The sequence below is a fragment of the Streptomyces narbonensis genome (genome assembly GCF_014649015.1).
Classification (GTDB): domain Bacteria; phylum Actinomycetota; class Actinomycetes; order Streptomycetales; family Streptomycetaceae; genus Streptomyces; species Streptomyces narbonensis.
The window spans coordinates 255,341-271,492 of sequence record NZ_BMSF01000005.1; the positions used below are offsets into that span (position 1 = coordinate 255,341).

The 16,152-nt window shown below is 70.4% G+C and carries 15 protein-coding genes; 8 read left to right on the forward strand and 7 right to left on the reverse strand.

Going from position 1 to position 16,152, the window contains the following annotated elements:
* Positions 1–22: 22 nt before the first annotated feature.
* Complete coding sequence (locus IE124_RS11860; RefSeq protein ID WP_229832383.1) at positions 23–640, reverse strand: CGNR zinc finger domain-containing protein; 618 nt, start codon at positions 638–640, stop codon at positions 23–25.
* Positions 641–727: 87 nt separating this feature from the next.
* On the opposite strand from IE124_RS11860, the gene IE124_RS11865 reads away from it, so the two are divergent.
* Together IE124_RS11865 and IE124_RS11870 are read left to right on the forward strand one after the other, a co-directional pair.
* On the forward strand, positions 728–1,477 hold the full coding sequence (locus IE124_RS11865; RefSeq protein WP_189507627.1) for an MBL fold metallo-hydrolase: 750 nt from the start codon (positions 728–730) through the stop codon (positions 1,475–1,477).
* 236 nt (positions 1,478–1,713) lie between these two features.
* Complete coding sequence (locus tag IE124_RS11870) at positions 1,714–2,496, forward strand: DUF4232 domain-containing protein (RefSeq protein ID WP_189507628.1); 783 nt, start codon at positions 1,714–1,716, stop codon at positions 2,494–2,496.
* 222 nt (positions 2,497–2,718) lie between these two features.
* Here IE124_RS11870 and IE124_RS11875 read toward each other — a convergent pair whose 3' ends face one another.
* The gene (locus IE124_RS11875) at positions 2,719–3,576 is read right to left on the reverse strand and encodes a haloalkane dehalogenase (protein ID WP_189507629.1); all 858 of its coding nucleotides are present in this window, start codon (positions 3,574–3,576) and stop codon (positions 2,719–2,721) included.
* A 186-nt stretch (positions 3,577–3,762) separates the two neighbouring features.
* Between IE124_RS11875 and IE124_RS11880 the strand changes: the two genes are divergently transcribed.
* On the forward strand, positions 3,763–4,353 hold the full coding sequence (locus IE124_RS11880) for a TetR/AcrR family transcriptional regulator (protein WP_229832384.1): 591 nt from the start codon (positions 3,763–3,765) through the stop codon (positions 4,351–4,353).
* Positions 4,354–4,637: 284 nt separating this feature from the next.
* Positions 4,638–4,958: a hypothetical protein gene (locus IE124_RS11885; RefSeq protein WP_189507631.1), complete on the forward strand. Its 321-nt coding sequence runs from the start codon at positions 4,638–4,640 to the stop codon at positions 4,956–4,958.
* A 124-nt stretch (positions 4,959–5,082) separates the two neighbouring features.
* Here the strand turns inward: IE124_RS11885 and IE124_RS11890 are convergent, their stop codons facing one another.
* Both IE124_RS11890 and IE124_RS11895 read right to left on the reverse strand, forming a co-directional pair.
* The gene (locus tag IE124_RS11890) at positions 5,083–5,514 is read right to left on the reverse strand and encodes a hypothetical protein (protein ID WP_229832385.1); all 432 of its coding nucleotides are present in this window, start codon (positions 5,512–5,514) and stop codon (positions 5,083–5,085) included.
* 214 nt (positions 5,515–5,728) lie between these two features.
* On the reverse strand, positions 5,729–6,286 hold the full coding sequence (locus tag IE124_RS11895; RefSeq protein ID WP_189507632.1) for a hypothetical protein: 558 nt from the start codon (positions 6,284–6,286) through the stop codon (positions 5,729–5,731).
* Positions 6,287–6,947: 661 nt separating this feature from the next.
* Here IE124_RS11895 and IE124_RS11900 point away from each other — a divergent pair.
* Positions 6,948–8,396: an erythromycin esterase family protein gene (locus tag IE124_RS11900; RefSeq protein WP_189507633.1), complete on the forward strand. Its 1,449-nt coding sequence runs from the start codon at positions 6,948–6,950 to the stop codon at positions 8,394–8,396.
* Positions 8,397–8,793: 397 nt separating this feature from the next.
* Entirely contained in the window at positions 8,794–9,435 is a 642-nt protein-coding gene (locus tag IE124_RS11905; RefSeq protein WP_229832386.1) for a hypothetical protein, read from the forward strand.
* Here the strand turns inward: IE124_RS11905 and IE124_RS11910 are convergent.
* A complete protein-coding gene (locus IE124_RS11910) occupies positions 9,417–10,310 on the reverse strand; it encodes an alpha/beta fold hydrolase (protein ID WP_189507635.1) in 894 nt (297 codons plus the stop codon). The genes IE124_RS11905 and IE124_RS11910 overlap by 19 nt on opposite strands.
* 668 nt (positions 10,311–10,978) lie before the next feature.
* On the opposite strand from IE124_RS11910, the gene IE124_RS11915 reads away from it, so the two are divergent.
* Positions 10,979–11,920, forward strand: a complete 942-nt coding sequence (locus IE124_RS11915) for a glutaminyl-peptide cyclotransferase (protein WP_229832387.1) — start codon at positions 10,979–10,981, stop codon at positions 11,918–11,920.
* Positions 11,921–12,128: 208 nt separating this feature from the next.
* Here IE124_RS11915 and IE124_RS11920 read toward each other — a convergent pair whose 3' ends face one another.
* Together IE124_RS11920 and IE124_RS11925 are read right to left on the reverse strand one after the other, a co-directional pair.
* Positions 12,129–12,884 carry a ricin-type beta-trefoil lectin domain protein gene (locus IE124_RS11920; RefSeq protein WP_189507636.1) on the reverse strand — a complete coding sequence of 252 codons (756 nt, stop codon included), beginning with the start codon at positions 12,882–12,884 and terminating at the stop codon, positions 12,129–12,131.
* A gap of 437 nt (positions 12,885–13,321) precedes the next feature.
* Positions 13,322–14,245, reverse strand: a complete 924-nt coding sequence (locus IE124_RS11925; RefSeq protein WP_189507637.1) for a serine hydrolase — start codon at positions 14,243–14,245, stop codon at positions 13,322–13,324.
* Positions 14,246–14,471: 226 nt separating this feature from the next.
* On the opposite strand from IE124_RS11925, the gene IE124_RS11930 reads away from it, so the two are divergent.
* Positions 14,472–15,986 carry a DHA2 family efflux MFS transporter permease subunit gene (locus tag IE124_RS11930; protein WP_229832388.1) on the forward strand — a complete coding sequence of 505 codons (1,515 nt, stop codon included), beginning with the start codon at positions 14,472–14,474 and terminating at the stop codon, positions 15,984–15,986.
* Positions 15,987–16,152 lie beyond the last annotated feature (166 nt).

Here is a 16,152-nt window from a genome sequence, read left to right on the forward strand (position 1 = left end):
GACCGCAGGTGCTGACATGTGATCAGGCTGGCGGGGTGTGGGTGTGGGTGTGGGTGTGGGTGCGGCGGGCGTAGGAGCGGGCGGCGCGGGCGCGGTCGCCGCAGCGGACGGAGCACCATTGGCGGCGGCCGTGGCGCAGTAGGTAGCGGGTGCACGGGGGTGAACCGCAGGCGGTGAGGCGTTCGGCGTCGGGGCTGGTCAGCAGGTCGGCCGCGTTGGCGGCCAGCGCCGCCAGGGCCCGGTCGAGGATCTCGTGGGTGGGGCATGGGCTCGCCCGGTAGGGGCCGCTCTTCACGTCCCAGTGCAGCAGTGCGGCCGTGGGGGCCTTGCTCAGTGCGTGATTGACGGCCGACAGCGCCCCGAGCGGGCCGGGCCGGCCGGCCACTCGTGCGGCGAACAGTGCCCGGAGGTGTTCGCGCAGGGACCGCAGTTGCGTCGCGCACGTCTCCTGGACGCCGGCGTCGGCGGGAGCCAGTCCGTGCGCGGTGAGCCACTGGTTGGTCGTCGCGGGGGTGCCGAGCAGATCGACGTACTGCCCGCCGGGCAAGGCGACGGAGCTGTTGACGAAGTCGAGGGCGAGGTAGTCCTCGGCTCCAGGCGCGGGCGGCGGTACTGCGCCGTCTGTCTGCGGCTCATCCATAGATCTCATGGTACCGGTTGCCTTCATCCGTGAGAGATCGCTACTGTTCCTCACGGATAACTCGCTCTCTAAACGTGAGGTCTCGTGATGACAGCTTTCCCGGTGCGTGTCTTCGGTGGTCCGACGGCTCTTTTCGAGTACGGCGGCCTGCGCTTCCTGACCGACCCGACCTTCGACGAGCCCGGCGACTACGCGGTCCCCCGCGGGCAGCTGACCAAGACCGCGCGCCCCGCCGGTGCTCCCGGCCCGATCGATGTGGTCCTGCTCTCTCATGACGAGCACCCCGACAACCTCGACATCTCCGGCCGCGCCTTGCTCGCGGAAGTCCCCCTCACGCTCACCACACCCGGGGGCGCTCGGCGGCTGGGGGGCGGCGCGAAGGGGCTGGCCGACTGGGAGGCGATCGAGCTGCAGCGGCCCGGCGGGGGCACGGTCACCGTGACGGGCGTCCCCGCCGTCCACGGGCCCGGTGCCCGCGAGGACGTCGAACCGATCACCGGCCAGGTCGTCGGCTTTGTCCTGACCGGGGAGGGCCTGCCCACGGTCTACGTCAGTGGCGACAACGCCTCGCTTGACGCGGTCAAGCAGATCGCCGAGCACTTCGGCCCGGTGGGCACGGCGATCCTGTTCGCCGGGGCGCCGCGCTTCGACGTGCTGTTCGACGGACAGGTGATCGTGCTGGACAGCGCGCAGGCAGCCGAGGCTGCCGGGGTCCTCGGCGCCCGCCGGGTGGTCCCCGTCCACTACGAGGGCTGGGCCCACTTCACCGAAGGTCGCGAGGCCCTGATAGCCGCCTTCTCCGACGCCGGCCTCGCCGACCGCCTCGACCTGAACTGACCGCTCCGGCCTTCGGGTGGCCGGCCCGGTACGGCTGTCGCCGGGGCTCCGCCGCCCCTCTGCCCGAGCCCGAAGACGGCCCCGTGCCGGTTTGGTCACGTCGTGGCTGCTGGTTGGTACGAGGGCTGTAACAGTCACGAGATGCCGGTGAACATGTTTTCCCCCGTGGACACACTGACGGTGTCGCTTGCATACGGACCGGCCCCGGGCCGGTCACGGGGGGAAGAGAGAACGGCATGAACTCGAAGACGGTCAGGGCAGGTTCACCGCGTCGGGGCCTGCGCAGCGTTGTTCTGGGGGCGGCCGTGGTCGCGGCTCTGCTGACGACCACCGCTTGTCAGGGTGACGACCAGGCCGCGCCGCCGACCGCCACCCCGTCGGGCTCCGCGTCGGCCGGTGGGGGCACGTCGTCGGCCGCGCCCTCCGACTCCGCGTCGGCCGGCGGAAGCACGCCGTCGACCACCGCGCCGACCGGTGACTCCGGGACCGGCAGCAGCACTCCGACGCCGACGGCGACGGGATCCGGGGACAGCGGAGAGACGGGTGGCGGGAACGGTACGCAGTACGCGGACTGCGAGGCGTCCGGTCTCACCACCGCGGTGGAGCTCCAGGACGAGCGCGGGGAGACCCCCCGCCACTTCCTGCTGACCGTCACGAACAAGGCGAAGACGCCGTGCGTCCTCAACGAGGCGCCGCTGGTGCGGCTCAGGGCCGGCAACGACGCCCCGATCGTCGAGACGCTGGGAGAGCCGGACACCGAGCCCGTCGTCGTCGAGGGGGGTGGCAAGGCCTACGCGGGCCTGTACGTCTTCGGGAACGACGAGGGAGGCGAGGCGGAGTACGACCAGTCCGACCGCTTCACCGCGACCCTGGTCGCCGGCGAGGGCACCGAGTTGAGCGGCACGCTCGTCTTCGATCTGCCCGACGGTCTCGACACGGTCTCCGTCGACGAGGCGGCGCGGGTGAACGGCTGGGCCGGGACCGAGGGGCTCGCGATGCGCCCGATCACCCAGCTCTGAGAAGCGGCGCGGGGCCCGTCGCCGTCCTCCCTCCGACTGGGAGGCGGGACGGCGGCGATGGCCCCGCGGGAGACCGGACCGGGCCAGGGGGAGTCGGGCGCCTGCTGGGGTACGTGGCCAGGTGTGCCGTAACACCGACACACCCGGAGTACCGGACGCTTCCCTCGTGAACGGGGTTACGGTGCACGGTCGTTGGCCCCGTCAGCGGCTGACGCCGGCGGCTCACGGGAATCGCTCGACGATGGCCTCCGCGATCCGATCGGGCTCGTCTTCCTGGACGAAGTGCCTCGCCCGGGGGAGTTCCACGATCCGGAGTCGGGTGAATGTGGAGCGGATCCGTGGGATACACGCTCCGGGCGGGAACACCGGGTCCCGCATGCCCCAGATCGCGAGGGTGGGCTTGTCGCCGAGGCGAGCAGGCACATCACGGGTGAGGTCTTCCAGCAAGGGGCGAGCGGCGCGTATCTCTTTGGGCATGACGGTGAGTCCGTACCGGGCTTCCTTCGTCGGTTGCGCCATGCGGTAGTGGTCGGCCTCGGCCGCCGTCAGGGTGGGGCCGGAACTGCCCAGCAGGAACTGCTCTACGAGAAGGTTCTGTTCGAGGATGCGTCGCTGCATGGGGCGGCTGCTCATGATCGCGCTGAATGCCCGGTTCGCCAGTCGCTCGATGGGCCAGAGCGCGGTGTTGCCCAGCACGATTCCCCTGACGCGCTCTGCTCGCGTGGTCGCCGCGCCGAGCCCGATGGGGCCGCCCCAGTCCTGTCCCATCACGACGAAGTCATCGAGCTGCAGATGGTCGATCAGCTCACCCAGGACCACCGTGTGCTCCGCGATCGTGTAGCCGAAACCGGCCGGGCGCTCGGACAGGCCGAAGCCGAGGTAGTCGACCGCGATGCAGCGGTAGTGGCCGCGGAGGGCTTTCACGATGTGGCGATAGAGGAAGCTCCAGGTGGGGGAGCCGTGGCAGAACACGATCGGCGGCCCGGTCCCCTCGTCGATGTAGTGGACCCGGCCGGCGGGCGAGTCGAACCATCGTGACGCGAAGGGGTACAGGGCCGGGTCGGGAACGAAGTCGATCATCGCGCTCTCCTCCTGTTCTGCAACTGTCGCCAGTCGCCAGTCGTCAGTCGCCAGTCGCCATTCGCCGTTGCCAGTCGCCGTCGCCGTCGCCGTCGCCAGTCGGCTCGGAGCTCACCACCCTCTACAGGTGTAGAGTCGCAGCGGGTCGAGACTCTACACCTGTAGCATCGAGGGGTGTCTACGAATGTGACGAGTGGCAGTGAACGGCGGGAGGCGATCGCCGACAGCGGGATCCGGATCATCGCCCGAGACGGTGTGCGCGCCCTGACGCACCGAGCCGTCGACCGTGAGGCGGGGATCCCACAGGGATCGACCTCCTACCACGCCAAGACCCGGCTCGCGCTCGTGGAACTCATCGTCGACGCCCTCGCCGCCCGTTCGAAAGCCGACGCAGAAGAACTTGCCGCGGTATTGAACGCGAGGTTCGAGCCCGGAAACGGCCTCGATGTCGAAGAGCTCGCCGCACTGCTCGCCGGACTGGTCGAGGCTCTCGCATCGCGCCGCGAAGACATGCGAGCCCGCTACGCCCTCCTCCTGGAACTCCACGACGATCCGCGTGCCCGAGCCAAGCTCACGGCGGATTCCGAAGTGCACGCCATCACCCGGAAGATGACGGCGTCGGCCCTCACCGGAGCAGGACTCCCCAGCTCGGACACGCACGTCGAGGAACTGATCGCCCTCACCGACTCGCTGGTGTTCCACCGCACGGCGATCGACGCGACCGCTTCCCCCCGGGCCATTCTCGCCGCATACCTCCGCGGCACGGCCTCGACCTGAAGCCGGCTGCGGAGGAGGGCAAATCGACCGGACGCTCAACTCCTTTCGGCAGGGCGCCTGTCGTCAACCTGCTGCGGCCTCGATGAGGGAGTGCGGTGCGGCCTCTGCGAGCGGGATGACCGATCGATCGGATCAGACCATCCTCACCGGACGGCTCGTGGTGCGTGCGGATGTGCGGTGATCCGAAGCACGACAGCGCACGGACATCTCGTTCACGCAACCCACGCCAGCACATCGGCGTCAAAACTCAAGACGGACGCTTGCCGATCACCCGAGGAGGGCACGTGGCGACGAGGAACCGGACGACGGACGCGGGGCAGGAGAAGGACCGCGAGAGGTGGATGGCGCGATTCCAGGTACGACTGGCCATGCAGCCAGGCGTGGACCGGTCGGTCGTGCTCCAGGCGGTCGAGGAGGTCACGGCGCACTGCGCGGAAACGGACGAGCGCCCGCGGACTGCCTTCGGTGACCCGGATGCCTACGCCGTGCAGGTCGCCCAACGGTTGGTTCCGCAGGACCGGGCAGCGCGCGCGAGGCGCCGCGACGGACGGCTGGACGCACTCGACTCCGTACTCAAGAAGGCCAGGGACGCCACCGGACTCTGAACCCCCGGACGGTGGACCTGCCTTGGCGCCCGCCTCCGTAGCTCACAAGGTCGTTTCACCGAATGGCTCCGGGAAGGACCGGTGACGGCGACTTCAGCACCTGTCCGGCCCCGGCAGGACCGGGTCACCAGCACGACCGCGGCTCTTGTACGTGCTCCGGCGAGTGCCGCTCCTCTCCTCTGCCCAGGCCGGTCCGGACCAGGAAGCCGGGGTCAGCGTCCCCGGGCGGGCCGGCGATGTGCACGCGCTGGGTGCCGGGGATGCCCACCTCGACGAGGACCCCGTCGCGGAACATCCACAAACTGAACAGGTCGTCGTCCTCGTCGTGCAGCATGACCTGCACGCAGGCCGGCTCGTTCCACGGCAGGGACTCCAGGTCCTTGAGCACACCGCGGCGCCCGTTCCGCCGCACGAACTCGATGTGCCAGCCCCCTACGAACCAGGGGATCTGTACGAAGCAGCCGCGCCAGGTGCGGCCCTCGTCCGGCCGCGTCAACGGCTCCATCACCTCGTCCTCGTACCGCGCCAACACGATGACCTGGGCCATTCTGCTCATGCCCACATGTCACACCGCGCCAGGTGTCGAGGACAACCGATTTGGGACCTTCAGCAGTCGAGGCTGCCATGATTTATGGGTTCCGGCCGCATACCGGTGAGCGCGCAGGGTGGTCGAGTCGACTGAGACGGGGAGTAGAGGCTCGATTCACGCCCACTGAGCGTCAGCCAACGGCAAGCACCGGCCAAGCAGCCGCCGTTTCCGACCGAACGACTCAGGTGCCCGACGAGTCTGCGGGGGCCGGTCCGGTGTCAGACGGCTTGCTGGGTCCGTTTCCCAGCAACAGGGCGAGTCCACACATGGCGCCGGCCAACCAACTGAGCATCATCCACATCTCCCAGCCGAAGCCGAGCGTCACGACGAAGGTGACGACCGATGTCGTGAGCCCGGCCACCGCGACACGGCGCGCGCCGTTGCCGGCGTTCCACTCACGGCGCAGCACGCCAGAGCGCCGCCAGATTCTCCAAAGGACGACACCGACGATTGCCGCTTCCACCACGACGAACCAGCCGGGAACCGGGGGTACGCTGGCTGATCCCGCCTTGCCGCGCCACACGTCGATGAGCCCGCTGACCAAGACGACGGGACCGACCAGGGCGAACACTCCTGCCAGCAAGCGGAAGAAGCCGACGCCCACGGCTGACACGCCCACACCGCCGAACGGCATGAGGGCCTGGGACAACGTGTGGAACCGGTGGGCGGCCCCCCGGAAATCAGTCGCGACGATCCAGCCCAGCGCAGTCGCGAACACCCCCCAAACCACTGAGAACATCGTGTCCCTCCCCTCGCTCTGTTTCGCCCCGGACAATGTCGGCAGCGGGTTGTCCGTGACGCTATACCGCTGTCATCGGCTCTCGGCATGCCGGATTCCGGCAAGGTATGCCCTCGCAGGATGCCGGGCCGGCCGACCAGACACGGGCACGGTTACGGCAGACGCCTCACACGGCAGGCATTCCGCGTTTCCCGGGGCTTCGCGGTCGCCTCCAGCGCCTCAAGCCAAGGAACCGCCCTGACCTGAAGACGTACCGACTCAATGATCCAGTGATCTTCGGCCGGCGGAAGCTGCCGGAGTCCGCTGAGGCGAACCCCTGTGACGAACCCCTGCGACGAACCCCGATCAGCCCTCCGCACGAGCTCGACTCGACTGTGCGCTGGACGGCCTGACCGTCCTCCACCGGATACGGCTCCTCGGCGTCACCGGAACCGACCGTTGGGATGACCGGCACTGGCCCGGCCACCGGTACTGACCTGACGGAACCACCCAGGCCCTGGGAAGGGCGACGACAGGTACCCGTACGGGGGTTGTCCCCCGTTCCGTGTCAGGGCTGGCTCCTGCGGGAAGCCGGTGGACTGCCCCAGGGCGCTTCACCCCATGGCCGCACGAAGATCATTTCATTGGCGGGGGAAGCCGCCGCACGCAAGGAGTGATCAGCATGTACGGGTACGGGTACGAGCGCGGGTACGGGAAGAGGGTCGGCCGGCGAGGGCTGCTCGCTCTCACGGGAGTGGTCACCGCCACGGCGCTGGCCACCACGGTGGCCTCAGCGGTACCGCCCGCGCCGGTGGCCTCGACCGCTCCCGCTGCGTCACCGGCCTTGGTCGGCCTCGTCACGCCAGGCGGCCGGGAGGCGGCCCTTGTGCGGGCCCTGGAACGCGTAGCGCACCCCCTCCGCTCCACCGCTCCCGCCGGCCCGACCGGAGACCTCCGGGCGCTGAGCGGTGCGGTCGGGGACGCGAAGGTGGTGGGGCTCGGCGAGGCCACGCACGGTTCGCACGAGTTCTTCACCATGAAGGAACGCGTCTTCCGGCACCTCGTCGAAGAGCGCGGCTTCACCACCTTCGCCCTGGAGATGAGCTGGTCGGCAGGGCTCAGGATCGACGAGTACCTCCAGGGCGGTCCCGGCGACCCGCGGCAGATCGCGCGCGAGACGCTGACCGGATCCCCCTGGGAACGCGAGGAGTTCGTCAGCCTGATCGGCTGGATGCGCGAGCACAACCGCCGCCACCCCGACCACCCGGTCCACTTCATGGGGGACGACCTCGGAGCACCGAAGCTGGGCGACGACATCTTCGAACGCGTGCTGGCGTCCGCCCGCGAGACGCGGCCGGACGCCCTGCCCCGGCTCACCGAGCTGTACGGCGGGCTCCGTCCCTTCGACGACGTGTTCGCCTACCTGCGCAAGCCGATCGCCGAACGCGAGGCGAACGCCGCAAGGGCCCAGGAGGCGCTCGACATGCTCGCCGAGCCCAGGAAGGGCGACGGCGAGGACTACGCGTGGACGGTGCAGCACGCCCGGAACATCGCGCAGACCTTCGCCTTCGCCACCGTCGACCTCACCGACCCGGCCTCGGTCACCGTCGCCGAGCGTCTCCGTGACCAGGCCATGGCCGACAACGTGCTGTGGTGGCAGCGCCGCACCGGCCACAAGATGCTGCTGTCCGCCCACAACGGCCACGTCGGATACCTCTCCACCCATCCGGACACCTACCCGCGGACCCAAGGGGCGGTACTGCGTGACCACCTGGGCAGCGACTACGCCGCGATCGGATTCACCTTCGCCGGCGGCTCCTTTCTGACCAAGGACACGTCGCTCGACGGGGAGTGGGAGCCGGTCACCGTCCCCGCCGCGGTCCGCGGAACGAACGAGTACACCCTCGACCGGGTCCGCCACCGGGACTTCTACGTCGACCTGCGGACCGCCCCCATCGCGGCCCGCGCCTGGCTCGACCAGGCGCGCCCGGTCTACGACGCCGGCTCGACCTTCACCCCGGGCCCCCTGCCGACCCTCGCGCTCGGTCGGGCCTACGACGTCCTGATCCACCTGCACCGAGTCCGGGCGGCCGACAAGCTCCTCTCGCCGTCGTACGAGCCGGCCGACTGACCAGGACCCGCAGCCTGCGGCCGGCTGCTCACCGGAAGACACGTCACCTTCGGTCCCGACCCGGAGGCATCCCGCCGATGTACGTACGCGCAACGCGGCCCGCAGGGTGACGCGCCCGCGATCACCCGCCCGAGCCGTCCCTCGGGACCGCGCCCGGCCTTGCCCTAGGTCCTGTCGTCAAACTCCCGTCGTCCGCCCGCAGGGCAGGCGGGAGTTTGACGACAGGACCTAGTCGCCCCGCCCCCGTTCGGGCACGATGAGCCGGGCGCGATCGACCGGGCCGTAGGCGCGGCCGTGGGGCCGCTGTTCGACAACCGGGGGAGTGGTCATGGGCAGGTTCAGGCGGGCTGGGTCGATACACGTCGATGACGCCCAACGGCGGGTACGGAGAAGCCCGTTGCTCTTCACGGTGCCCATCGTGCTGCTCGTCCTGCTGACGGCGGTGCTCGGGTGGGAAGTCGCCCGGGCCAACCAGACGGCGGCCGCCCGGACCGAGTGGCCGTGGCGGCTGGAGCTGCTCGACATGGAGCCCCTCGGCAGCCTCCTCGCGGTCGCGGTCGGCGCGGTCCTCGCCAGGGCCCAGTACGCCCGCACGGTACGGCCGGCGCTCGGTTGGCGCGCCGACTGGACCACCGGGCACCTGCGGGGCGGCGCACCCGAATGGCAGGTCGGGCTGCTCAACGGAGGCTCGCACACCGTGGTGATCGAGGCCTACGAGTGCCGGGCCGTCCTGCGCGGCGACGACCCGCTGCACGCCGCCCCGTGGACCGACGTCGAGGGCGTGGCGGAGATGCTGACCAGGGCCGGGTTCACCGCCGGAGAGGACTTCCAGCTGGTCACCATGGGGAACTTTCCCCTGGTGGGAACCGGCTCCTACGAGACGACGATGCTCGGCGCCTTCTCCCAGCGCTTCGTCGACGAGGTCGAGGCCCTCGACATCCGAGTCCGCGTCGGCGATGTCGTCGGGGACAGCCACGAGCGGATCCTCGACGCCTTGAAGGGCGCGCGCTCGACCTCGTATCAGCGCCCGGCGCCCTGACGCTCCAGCCAGCTCAGCACGTCAGGCAGCGCCAGCTGGGCGGCGAAATGACCGGCGTCCGGTACGAGGACGGGCTCGGAGCCCGGGATCCGGCCGGCCAGCCAACGGGTGTGCGCCACCGGCGAGAAGGCGTCGTCGAGGCCGTGCCACAGCAGCACGGGCGAAGGGATGGAGCTGACGTCGAAGCCCCAGGGGCGGGCGAAGGCCAGACAGTCGTCGAGCCAGCCGTGGTGCGAGACCCGCAGGGCCTCCCGGTAGGTGCTCAGCAGCACCGTCCGCACCCGGGGGTCCTCGACGACCGGCAGGTCATGCGGGGAGAGACCCGCGCGCAGGTCGTCGAGGAGACGCACCGGGTCGCGGCGGAGGACGACGGCCCGATCGGCCAGATCCCGTTCGAGTCCGCCAGGGTCCCGCCCGTCCAGGTGGGCGCGGGCCAGGCCGTACTCGCGCACGTTGAACGGCGTCATGCCCGCAGACCAGTCCAGACCGGCCGCGTCCGGCGGGGCGAGCCCGACCAGGACGGCCGCCGCCCGGACCCTCTCCGACAGCAGCGCCGCGCAGGCGAGCGCGTGCGGCCCCCCACCGGACCGGCCGACCACCGCGAACCGCCCGACACCGAAGGCATTGGCGACAGCCGCCGCATCCCGGGCCGCATCGCCGACCCGGCGCCCCGCAGCGCGCCCCGACTCCCCGTACCCGGGACGGTCATAGGCGAGAAACCGGAAGCCCGGGTACTGCGCCGCGATCCCGGGCAGCAGGGTGCCGAGACGACTGCCGGGCGTCCCATGGAAGACAAGCACCGGAATCCCCGAAGGACTGCCCCACTCCTCAGCCACCAGGATCCGACCGTCATCGGTACGCACAAGGTGTCCCATGAGAAGGAGCCTAGGGGGTGTCGTCAAATTCCCGTCTGCCCCACAACGCCAGGCACGCACTCTCGCCGCACCGGGCGAAAGCCCACGTACGTCCAGTACGTGGGCTTCCACCCGGCACGCCGAGAGCACGCACCAGACGCCGCGGGGCCGCCCTTCGGGCGACGACGGGAACTTGACGACACCCCCTAGGCCGGGGGAGTCCCCGGCGGGAGAGCGCCGGCGCGGCGGGCGCAGAAGCCGCAATCCAGCTCGCCGTAGAGGCGACCCCGGCCGGGGCCGTCGCTGTGCGATCAGGTGGGGTACGTGCTGATGCTGACCGCGCATCCCGCCGTATCCCCTCGCGTGACTGACCGTTCGGCATGCGCCGAACCGCCTCCTGGCTGTGGTTTCCTTCACGCTACGAGCAGCGAAACGGGCGGCGTTCCGCAGACCGGAGACAACGACACCATGCGCACTCAAGGGCAGCTCAAGCGGCAGACGCCCCCGAACGAAGGCCGAGCCTCGTCCCCACCCGCACGGCGCGATCGTGCGAGACCACCCGGACGGAAGACCACGGTGCCCCAGGTGCCCCAGGTACCCCAGAGGGAACACCTGCCGCGATCCGTGCAGCACCCGGGGCCGCGCTCGGGAAGCCGACGGCACTCCCGCAGCCGTCGAAGGCCGGCCGGATGACCGCCGAGCCCCCCGCCACCCGCAGGAGGCGGACCGGACCGGGCACCCACGTACTGGCCGTGGTGGCCGTGGTGGCAGCGGCCGGGGCGCTGCTCGCCGTCCCAGCCGAACCGGAGGGCGCCACCCGTCGGGACGGTGCCGTGCAGACGACCTTCACCCCGCCCGACCACGCCCGCATGCCGGCCGGCGGACGGGCGCAGACAACCACGCCCGCCCCCACCTCCACCCTCCGGGTCGAGCTACTCCGGGCAGAAACCCGGAACACCTTCCCTCACGACCCCCGAGCCTTCACCCAGGGCCTGGAATTCCGCGGCGCCACCCTCTACGAGAGCACCGGCCGGGTCGGCCACTCCTCCCTACGCGCCGGACCGCCAGGCAAGCCCCCCACCCGGTACGTCGGACTGCCGGCGCCCTTGTTCGGCGAGGGCATCACCCTGACCGGCTCCAGGCTGTGGCAGATCACCTGGCGCAACGGCATCGCCATCGAGCGCGACCCCACCACCCTCGCGGAGCGCCGCCGAGTCGGCTACGAGGGCGAAGGCTGGGGCCTGTGCCACCAGCACGACGGCGGCCAGGAACGACTGGTGATGAGCGACGGCACCGACCGCCTCACCTTCCGCGACCCCGACACGTTCGAGGCGACGGGCGGCGTCGACGTCCGCCAGGACGGCTCGCCCGCGACGCGGCTCAACGAACTGGAATGCACGCCCGACGGCTTCGTCTACGCCAACGTGTACCCGACGGACACGATCCTGCGCATCGACTCGCACACCGGCACCGTCACCGCGAACATCGACGCCGCCGGACTCCTGACCGCATCGGAACGCCGCGGAGCCAAACAACTCAACGGCATCGCCGCCGTCCCCGGAACCGACAGGTTCTTGCTCACCGGCAAACTCTGGCCCCGCATGTTCGAGGTCACCTTCGTCCCCAGATGAGTCGCGGACAGGGGCGTACGCCTCCCGCGTATGCCTCCCGCCCGCCCACACCCCTCGCGTACGCCTCCCGCGACGACCGCGGTGATCTTCGTCGCCACGGGTGTCCGTTGCCGGGTGCGTCGTGTCAGCTGTCCCGGCCTTGCCAAGTGGTGACGCAGGCTTCGTTCCCCTCCAGGTCGGCAAGCACCCGCCGGGCGGCCGTGCCGTGTCAGGCGGGCAGGTGCCAGATCTGGTTCGAGGTGCCGTTGCAGTCCCAGATCTGCACGATGTTGCCGTTGGTGCTGTCGTAGGCCCGGACGTCCAGGCAGCGGCCGGACTTCGTGTTGACGATCGCGCCGTCGCTCCGGACCGACCACTGCTGGGCGATGTTGCCGTTGCAGGGGCCGGTGTGCACCTGCGTGCCGTTGCCGGTGCGGCCGTTCCAGATGTCCAGGCACACGCCGACGGCGCGGATGGTGCCGTCGGCGCCGATCTTCCACCGCTGATTGACGTTGCCGAGGCAGTCCCAGATCTGGGTGGGCGTCTTATTGGCCATGCTGCCGCCGCGGACGTCCAGGCACTTGCCCGCCAAGCCGGTGACCTGCCCGACCGGGCCGGCCGGGACGGCGGGTCCGAACGAGACGCCGCCGCCCCACCACATGCCCGTACCGAAGCAGCTCGCGGAGGTGGTGGTGTCGCCGGTGACCCAGCCGCTCCACGCCTGCGAGTAGGTGTAGGACATGGTGTTGTAGTCCCAGGTCGCGCAGGTGCCCCCGACGCTCCAGGTCTGCATCGGGTCGAGGCCGGTACAGGTGGCGGACATCCCGGCTTTGGTGCAACTCCCGACGCCGCCGGGGCCCGGGACGGTTCTCGCGGACTGCTTGGCGGCGGGGGCAGGGCTCTCGGCGGCGTTGGCGGCGGGCGCGGTGAGCGCGGCGGCTCCCGCGAGCAGGGCAGTGGCGAACAGCGCGGCGATACGGCGCATCGGAAGATCCTTCCGGAGACGGGGACCGGTCAACCCGCCTGCCGGGAAATCGTGGTGACGACGTGACAGTTGTGCGGGTCGCGTGAAAGCTTCGGGCGTGATGTGAGCATGGTCAACAGCGCGGGGTGGAGATCACGCCAGCGGTCCGGCCACGGAAAGTGGTGGGGAGAGGGGGTGACCGGCCGCAACGCGGCCGGCGGGCCGTCCGACGATCCGGCCGGAATGCGCACAGCCTGGCCGGCTCCCCGGCGCGGGGAGGGGGCGGGGTCGTCGGGTCTTCAAGAACTGGAGGGCCGACCGGCCACGATGCCTGGACCGGCGCCCTGGGGCCGTACTCCCCACACGGGCGCGGACGGGCCGGCGGCAGACCCGCCGACCCGTCCGTGAGCTTTGCGAGGCCTGTAGCGCGGTGGAACGCTGCTTCAGCCCCCGGCGGCTCAGCCCTGGGGCACCGCTATGTACGCCTCCTTGGGCGTGGCGGTCGGCGTGTAGCGGGACGCGGCGGGTGTGGTCGGGAACAGATCCCGGTGGATCACCTTGGCCACGGCCTGGATGGTGTTCACGCCGTAGTTCATCGTGCTGTTGCCGTCGGTGAGCACGGAGATGGTGTAGTCGTGGCCGCCGCCCTTGAACGTGCCGATGCTGTGCACGCGCCAGCCGCGCGTGGAGCGCTGCAGCCAGCCGTTCTTGACCTGCTTGGACACGGAGGAGGGCGCTCCGGCCGGGGTCCCCCACCTCTGCGAGGTGATGACGCGCCCCATGAGTTTGAGGATGTACGCGCGGGCGTTGTCGCTCAGGACGTTGTTCCTGGCCGTGATCAGCGAGAGCAGCCGCTGCTCGTCGGTGACGTTGATCCGGGTGAGCCCCCAGTAGCCGCCGGACCCCGGAACCGTCCGCGTCATGCCGGCGGCCGCGAGGAAGCCCTTCACCTTGGTGACGCCGAGCTGGTTCCACAGGGAGGTGGTGGCAGCGTTGTCGGACTTGGTGATCATGGCGGTGGCGAGGTTGGACTCGCGGGTGGTCAGGTACCGGTTGGTCTTCTTGGCGTCCCACAGGAGCGTGGCGAGGACGGTCACCTTCACGATGCTGGCCGAGTCGTACGAGGTCGTGGCGCGCAGCGTGCAGGTGGTGTTCGTGGTGCGGTCGCGCAGGCCGACGGCGACGGTACCGCTGCGCGTGGCGAGGGCGGCGGTGATGTCCCTCTGCAGCTTGGCGGCGAGCCCGGCCTTGCCCGACGTACAGCTGACCCGCGGCGCGGTGGCGGCCGAAGCGGGCGCCGCGCCCGCGACGACGGGCACGAGCACCCCGGCCGCGATCACGGCCGGAAGCACGCGGGCACGCAGGAATATGTGGTGAGTCATGAGGGTCCCCCCGGAAACGAAACGAACACGCGTACGGCGCGCTCGCCCTATGGGACTGTTTGAGCGAGCGGATGGTTGCACGAATCGGCGGAACCGAGACGGCGGGCGTCCCGGAAAAAACGACTTGAGTACGGGCGGCGGCGCAGACAGGATCGGGCGACACCGATGAGTTCCTCCAGGCGCTTCGGTCTGCCCGTATGACCCCCTACGTGCCGAGGACACTCACATGACGGAAGGCGCCATGCTCGCACCACACGCCACACCCATCCTCTCGCCCGGCCGTGTCACCGCCGTGCTGAGGATCCTCGTGCTGTCCACGTTCGTCGTCCTCCTCAACGAGACGATCATGGTAAACGCGATCCCGCGACTCATGCGCGAGTTCGAGGTCACCGCGGCAGCCGCGGGCTGGCTCTCCACGGCCTTCATGCTCACCATGGCCGTCGTCATCCCGGTGACCGGATGGTTCCTCCAGCGCGTGACGACCCGGACCGCTTTCGGCCTGGCCATGGCGCTGTTCCTCGCCGGCACGGCCCTGGCCGCGGCGGCGCCCACCTTCGCCGTACTCCTGGTCGCCCGCGTCGTCCAGGCCGCCGGCACCGCCGTCATGATGCCGCTGCTCATGACGACGCTGATGACGCTCGTGCCCCCGCATGACCGAGGCCGGGTGATGGGCAACATCACCCTCGTCATCTCCGTCGCACCCGCCCTCGGCCCCGCCGTGTCCGGTGTGCTGCTCCAACTGGGCACGTGGCGCCTGCTGTTCCTGGCGGTCCTGCCCATCGCCGGAGCCATGGCGGTGTTCGGTCAGCGGAAACTGGTCAACGTCGGTGAGCCGCAGGCCGGCCCGATCGACTGGCTGTCCGTCCCCCTGGCCGCGGCGGGCTTCGGAGCCCTGGTCTACGGCCTCAGCGGCCTCGGCGCCGGGGACGAATCCGCTCCGGTCGTGCCCCCGGAGGTCACGACTCTCGTGGGTGCGGTGCTGGTAGGCCTGTTCACATGGAGGCAGCTGGCGCTGCAGCGCTCGTCCACACCGCTGTTGGACCTGCGGGCCCTGACCTTTCGGCACTTCTCCGTGGCGCTCGGCCTGATGTGCGTGTCCTTCATGGCACTCATGGGCGCGTTCATCCTGCTGCCGATCTACCTGCAGGAGGTGTGCGGCCTGACCTCACTGCAGACCGGGCTGCTCCTCATCCCCGGCGGCCTGACCATGGGCCTGCTCGGACCCCAGGTCGGAAAGCTCTACGACCGGCTCGGCGCACCACGGCTGGTCGTGCCCGGAGCCGCACTCACAGCGCTCTGCCTCGCACTCTTCGCCCTCATGGGCGAAGAGACCTCGCCGTGGCTGGTGCTCGCCGTGCACGTGGCACTGAGCGCGGGCATGGCGTTCGTCTTCACCCCCGTCTTCACCTCCGGCCTGTCCGTACTCCCGCCGCCCCTCTACCCGCACGGCTCGGCGATTCTGGGCTCGCTGCAGCAGGTCGCGGCCGCCGCGGGAACCGCCCTGGTCATCAGCGTGATGTCGGGACGCACCGCCACGGCGGCGGCCGACGGCGCCGACGCCACGGACGCCCTGGCCACGGGCATCCAGTGGGGGTTCGGGGTCGGCGCCGCGCTCGGGGGACTGACGGTGCTGGTCGCGCTGCTGGTCCGCACGCCGCCCGTTCCGGAACAGCCCGTTGCGCCGGAGGTCCAGGACGAGGACGGCACCACGACGGACAAGACCGCCCCCAGGCCCATCTAGAGGGCCTAGAGGTCATAGGGCCAGGGCCATGGAGCCATAGGGGCCCTAGAGCTCTCTGGAGTGGATCAGTTCCGGGAGGAACGCAGAGGGCGTACCTTCCCGATGATCCCGTGATGGTCATCGGGTAGGCCCCCGTTCGCAGCGCGGGTCGGGAAGGCACGCTTGC

Coding starts and splice junctions, on each gene's coding strand:
- IE124_RS11860 (WP_229832383.1), bottom strand. CDS start 640: ATGGATGAGCCGCAGACAGACGGCGCAGTACCGCCGCCCGCGCCTGGA.
- IE124_RS11865 (WP_189507627.1), top strand. CDS start 728: ATGACAGCTTTCCCGGTGCGTGTCTTCGGTGGTCCGACGGCTCTTTTC.
- IE124_RS11870 (WP_189507628.1), top strand. CDS start 1,714: ATGAACTCGAAGACGGTCAGGGCAGGTTCACCGCGTCGGGGCCTGCGC.
- IE124_RS11875 (WP_189507629.1), bottom strand. CDS start 3,576: ATGATCGACTTCGTTCCCGACCCGGCCCTGTACCCCTTCGCGTCACGA.
- IE124_RS11890 (WP_229832385.1), bottom strand. CDS start 5,514: ATGAGCAGAATGGCCCAGGTCATCGTGTTGGCGCGGTACGAGGACGAG.
- IE124_RS11895 (WP_189507632.1), bottom strand. CDS start 6,286: ATGTTCTCAGTGGTTTGGGGGGTGTTCGCGACTGCGCTGGGCTGGATC.
- IE124_RS11900 (WP_189507633.1), top strand. CDS start 6,948: ATGTACGGGTACGGGTACGAGCGCGGGTACGGGAAGAGGGTCGGCCGG.
- IE124_RS11910 (WP_189507635.1), bottom strand. CDS start 10,310: ATGGGACACCTTGTGCGTACCGATGACGGTCGGATCCTGGTGGCTGAG.
- IE124_RS11915 (WP_229832387.1), top strand. CDS start 10,979: ATGACCGCCGAGCCCCCCGCCACCCGCAGGAGGCGGACCGGACCGGGC.
- IE124_RS11920 (WP_189507636.1), bottom strand. CDS start 12,884: ATGCGCCGTATCGCCGCGCTGTTCGCCACTGCCCTGCTCGCGGGAGCC.
- IE124_RS11925 (WP_189507637.1), bottom strand. CDS start 14,245: ATGACTCACCACATATTCCTGCGTGCCCGCGTGCTTCCGGCCGTGATC.
- IE124_RS11930 (WP_229832388.1), top strand. CDS start 14,472: ATGACGGAAGGCGCCATGCTCGCACCACACGCCACACCCATCCTCTCG.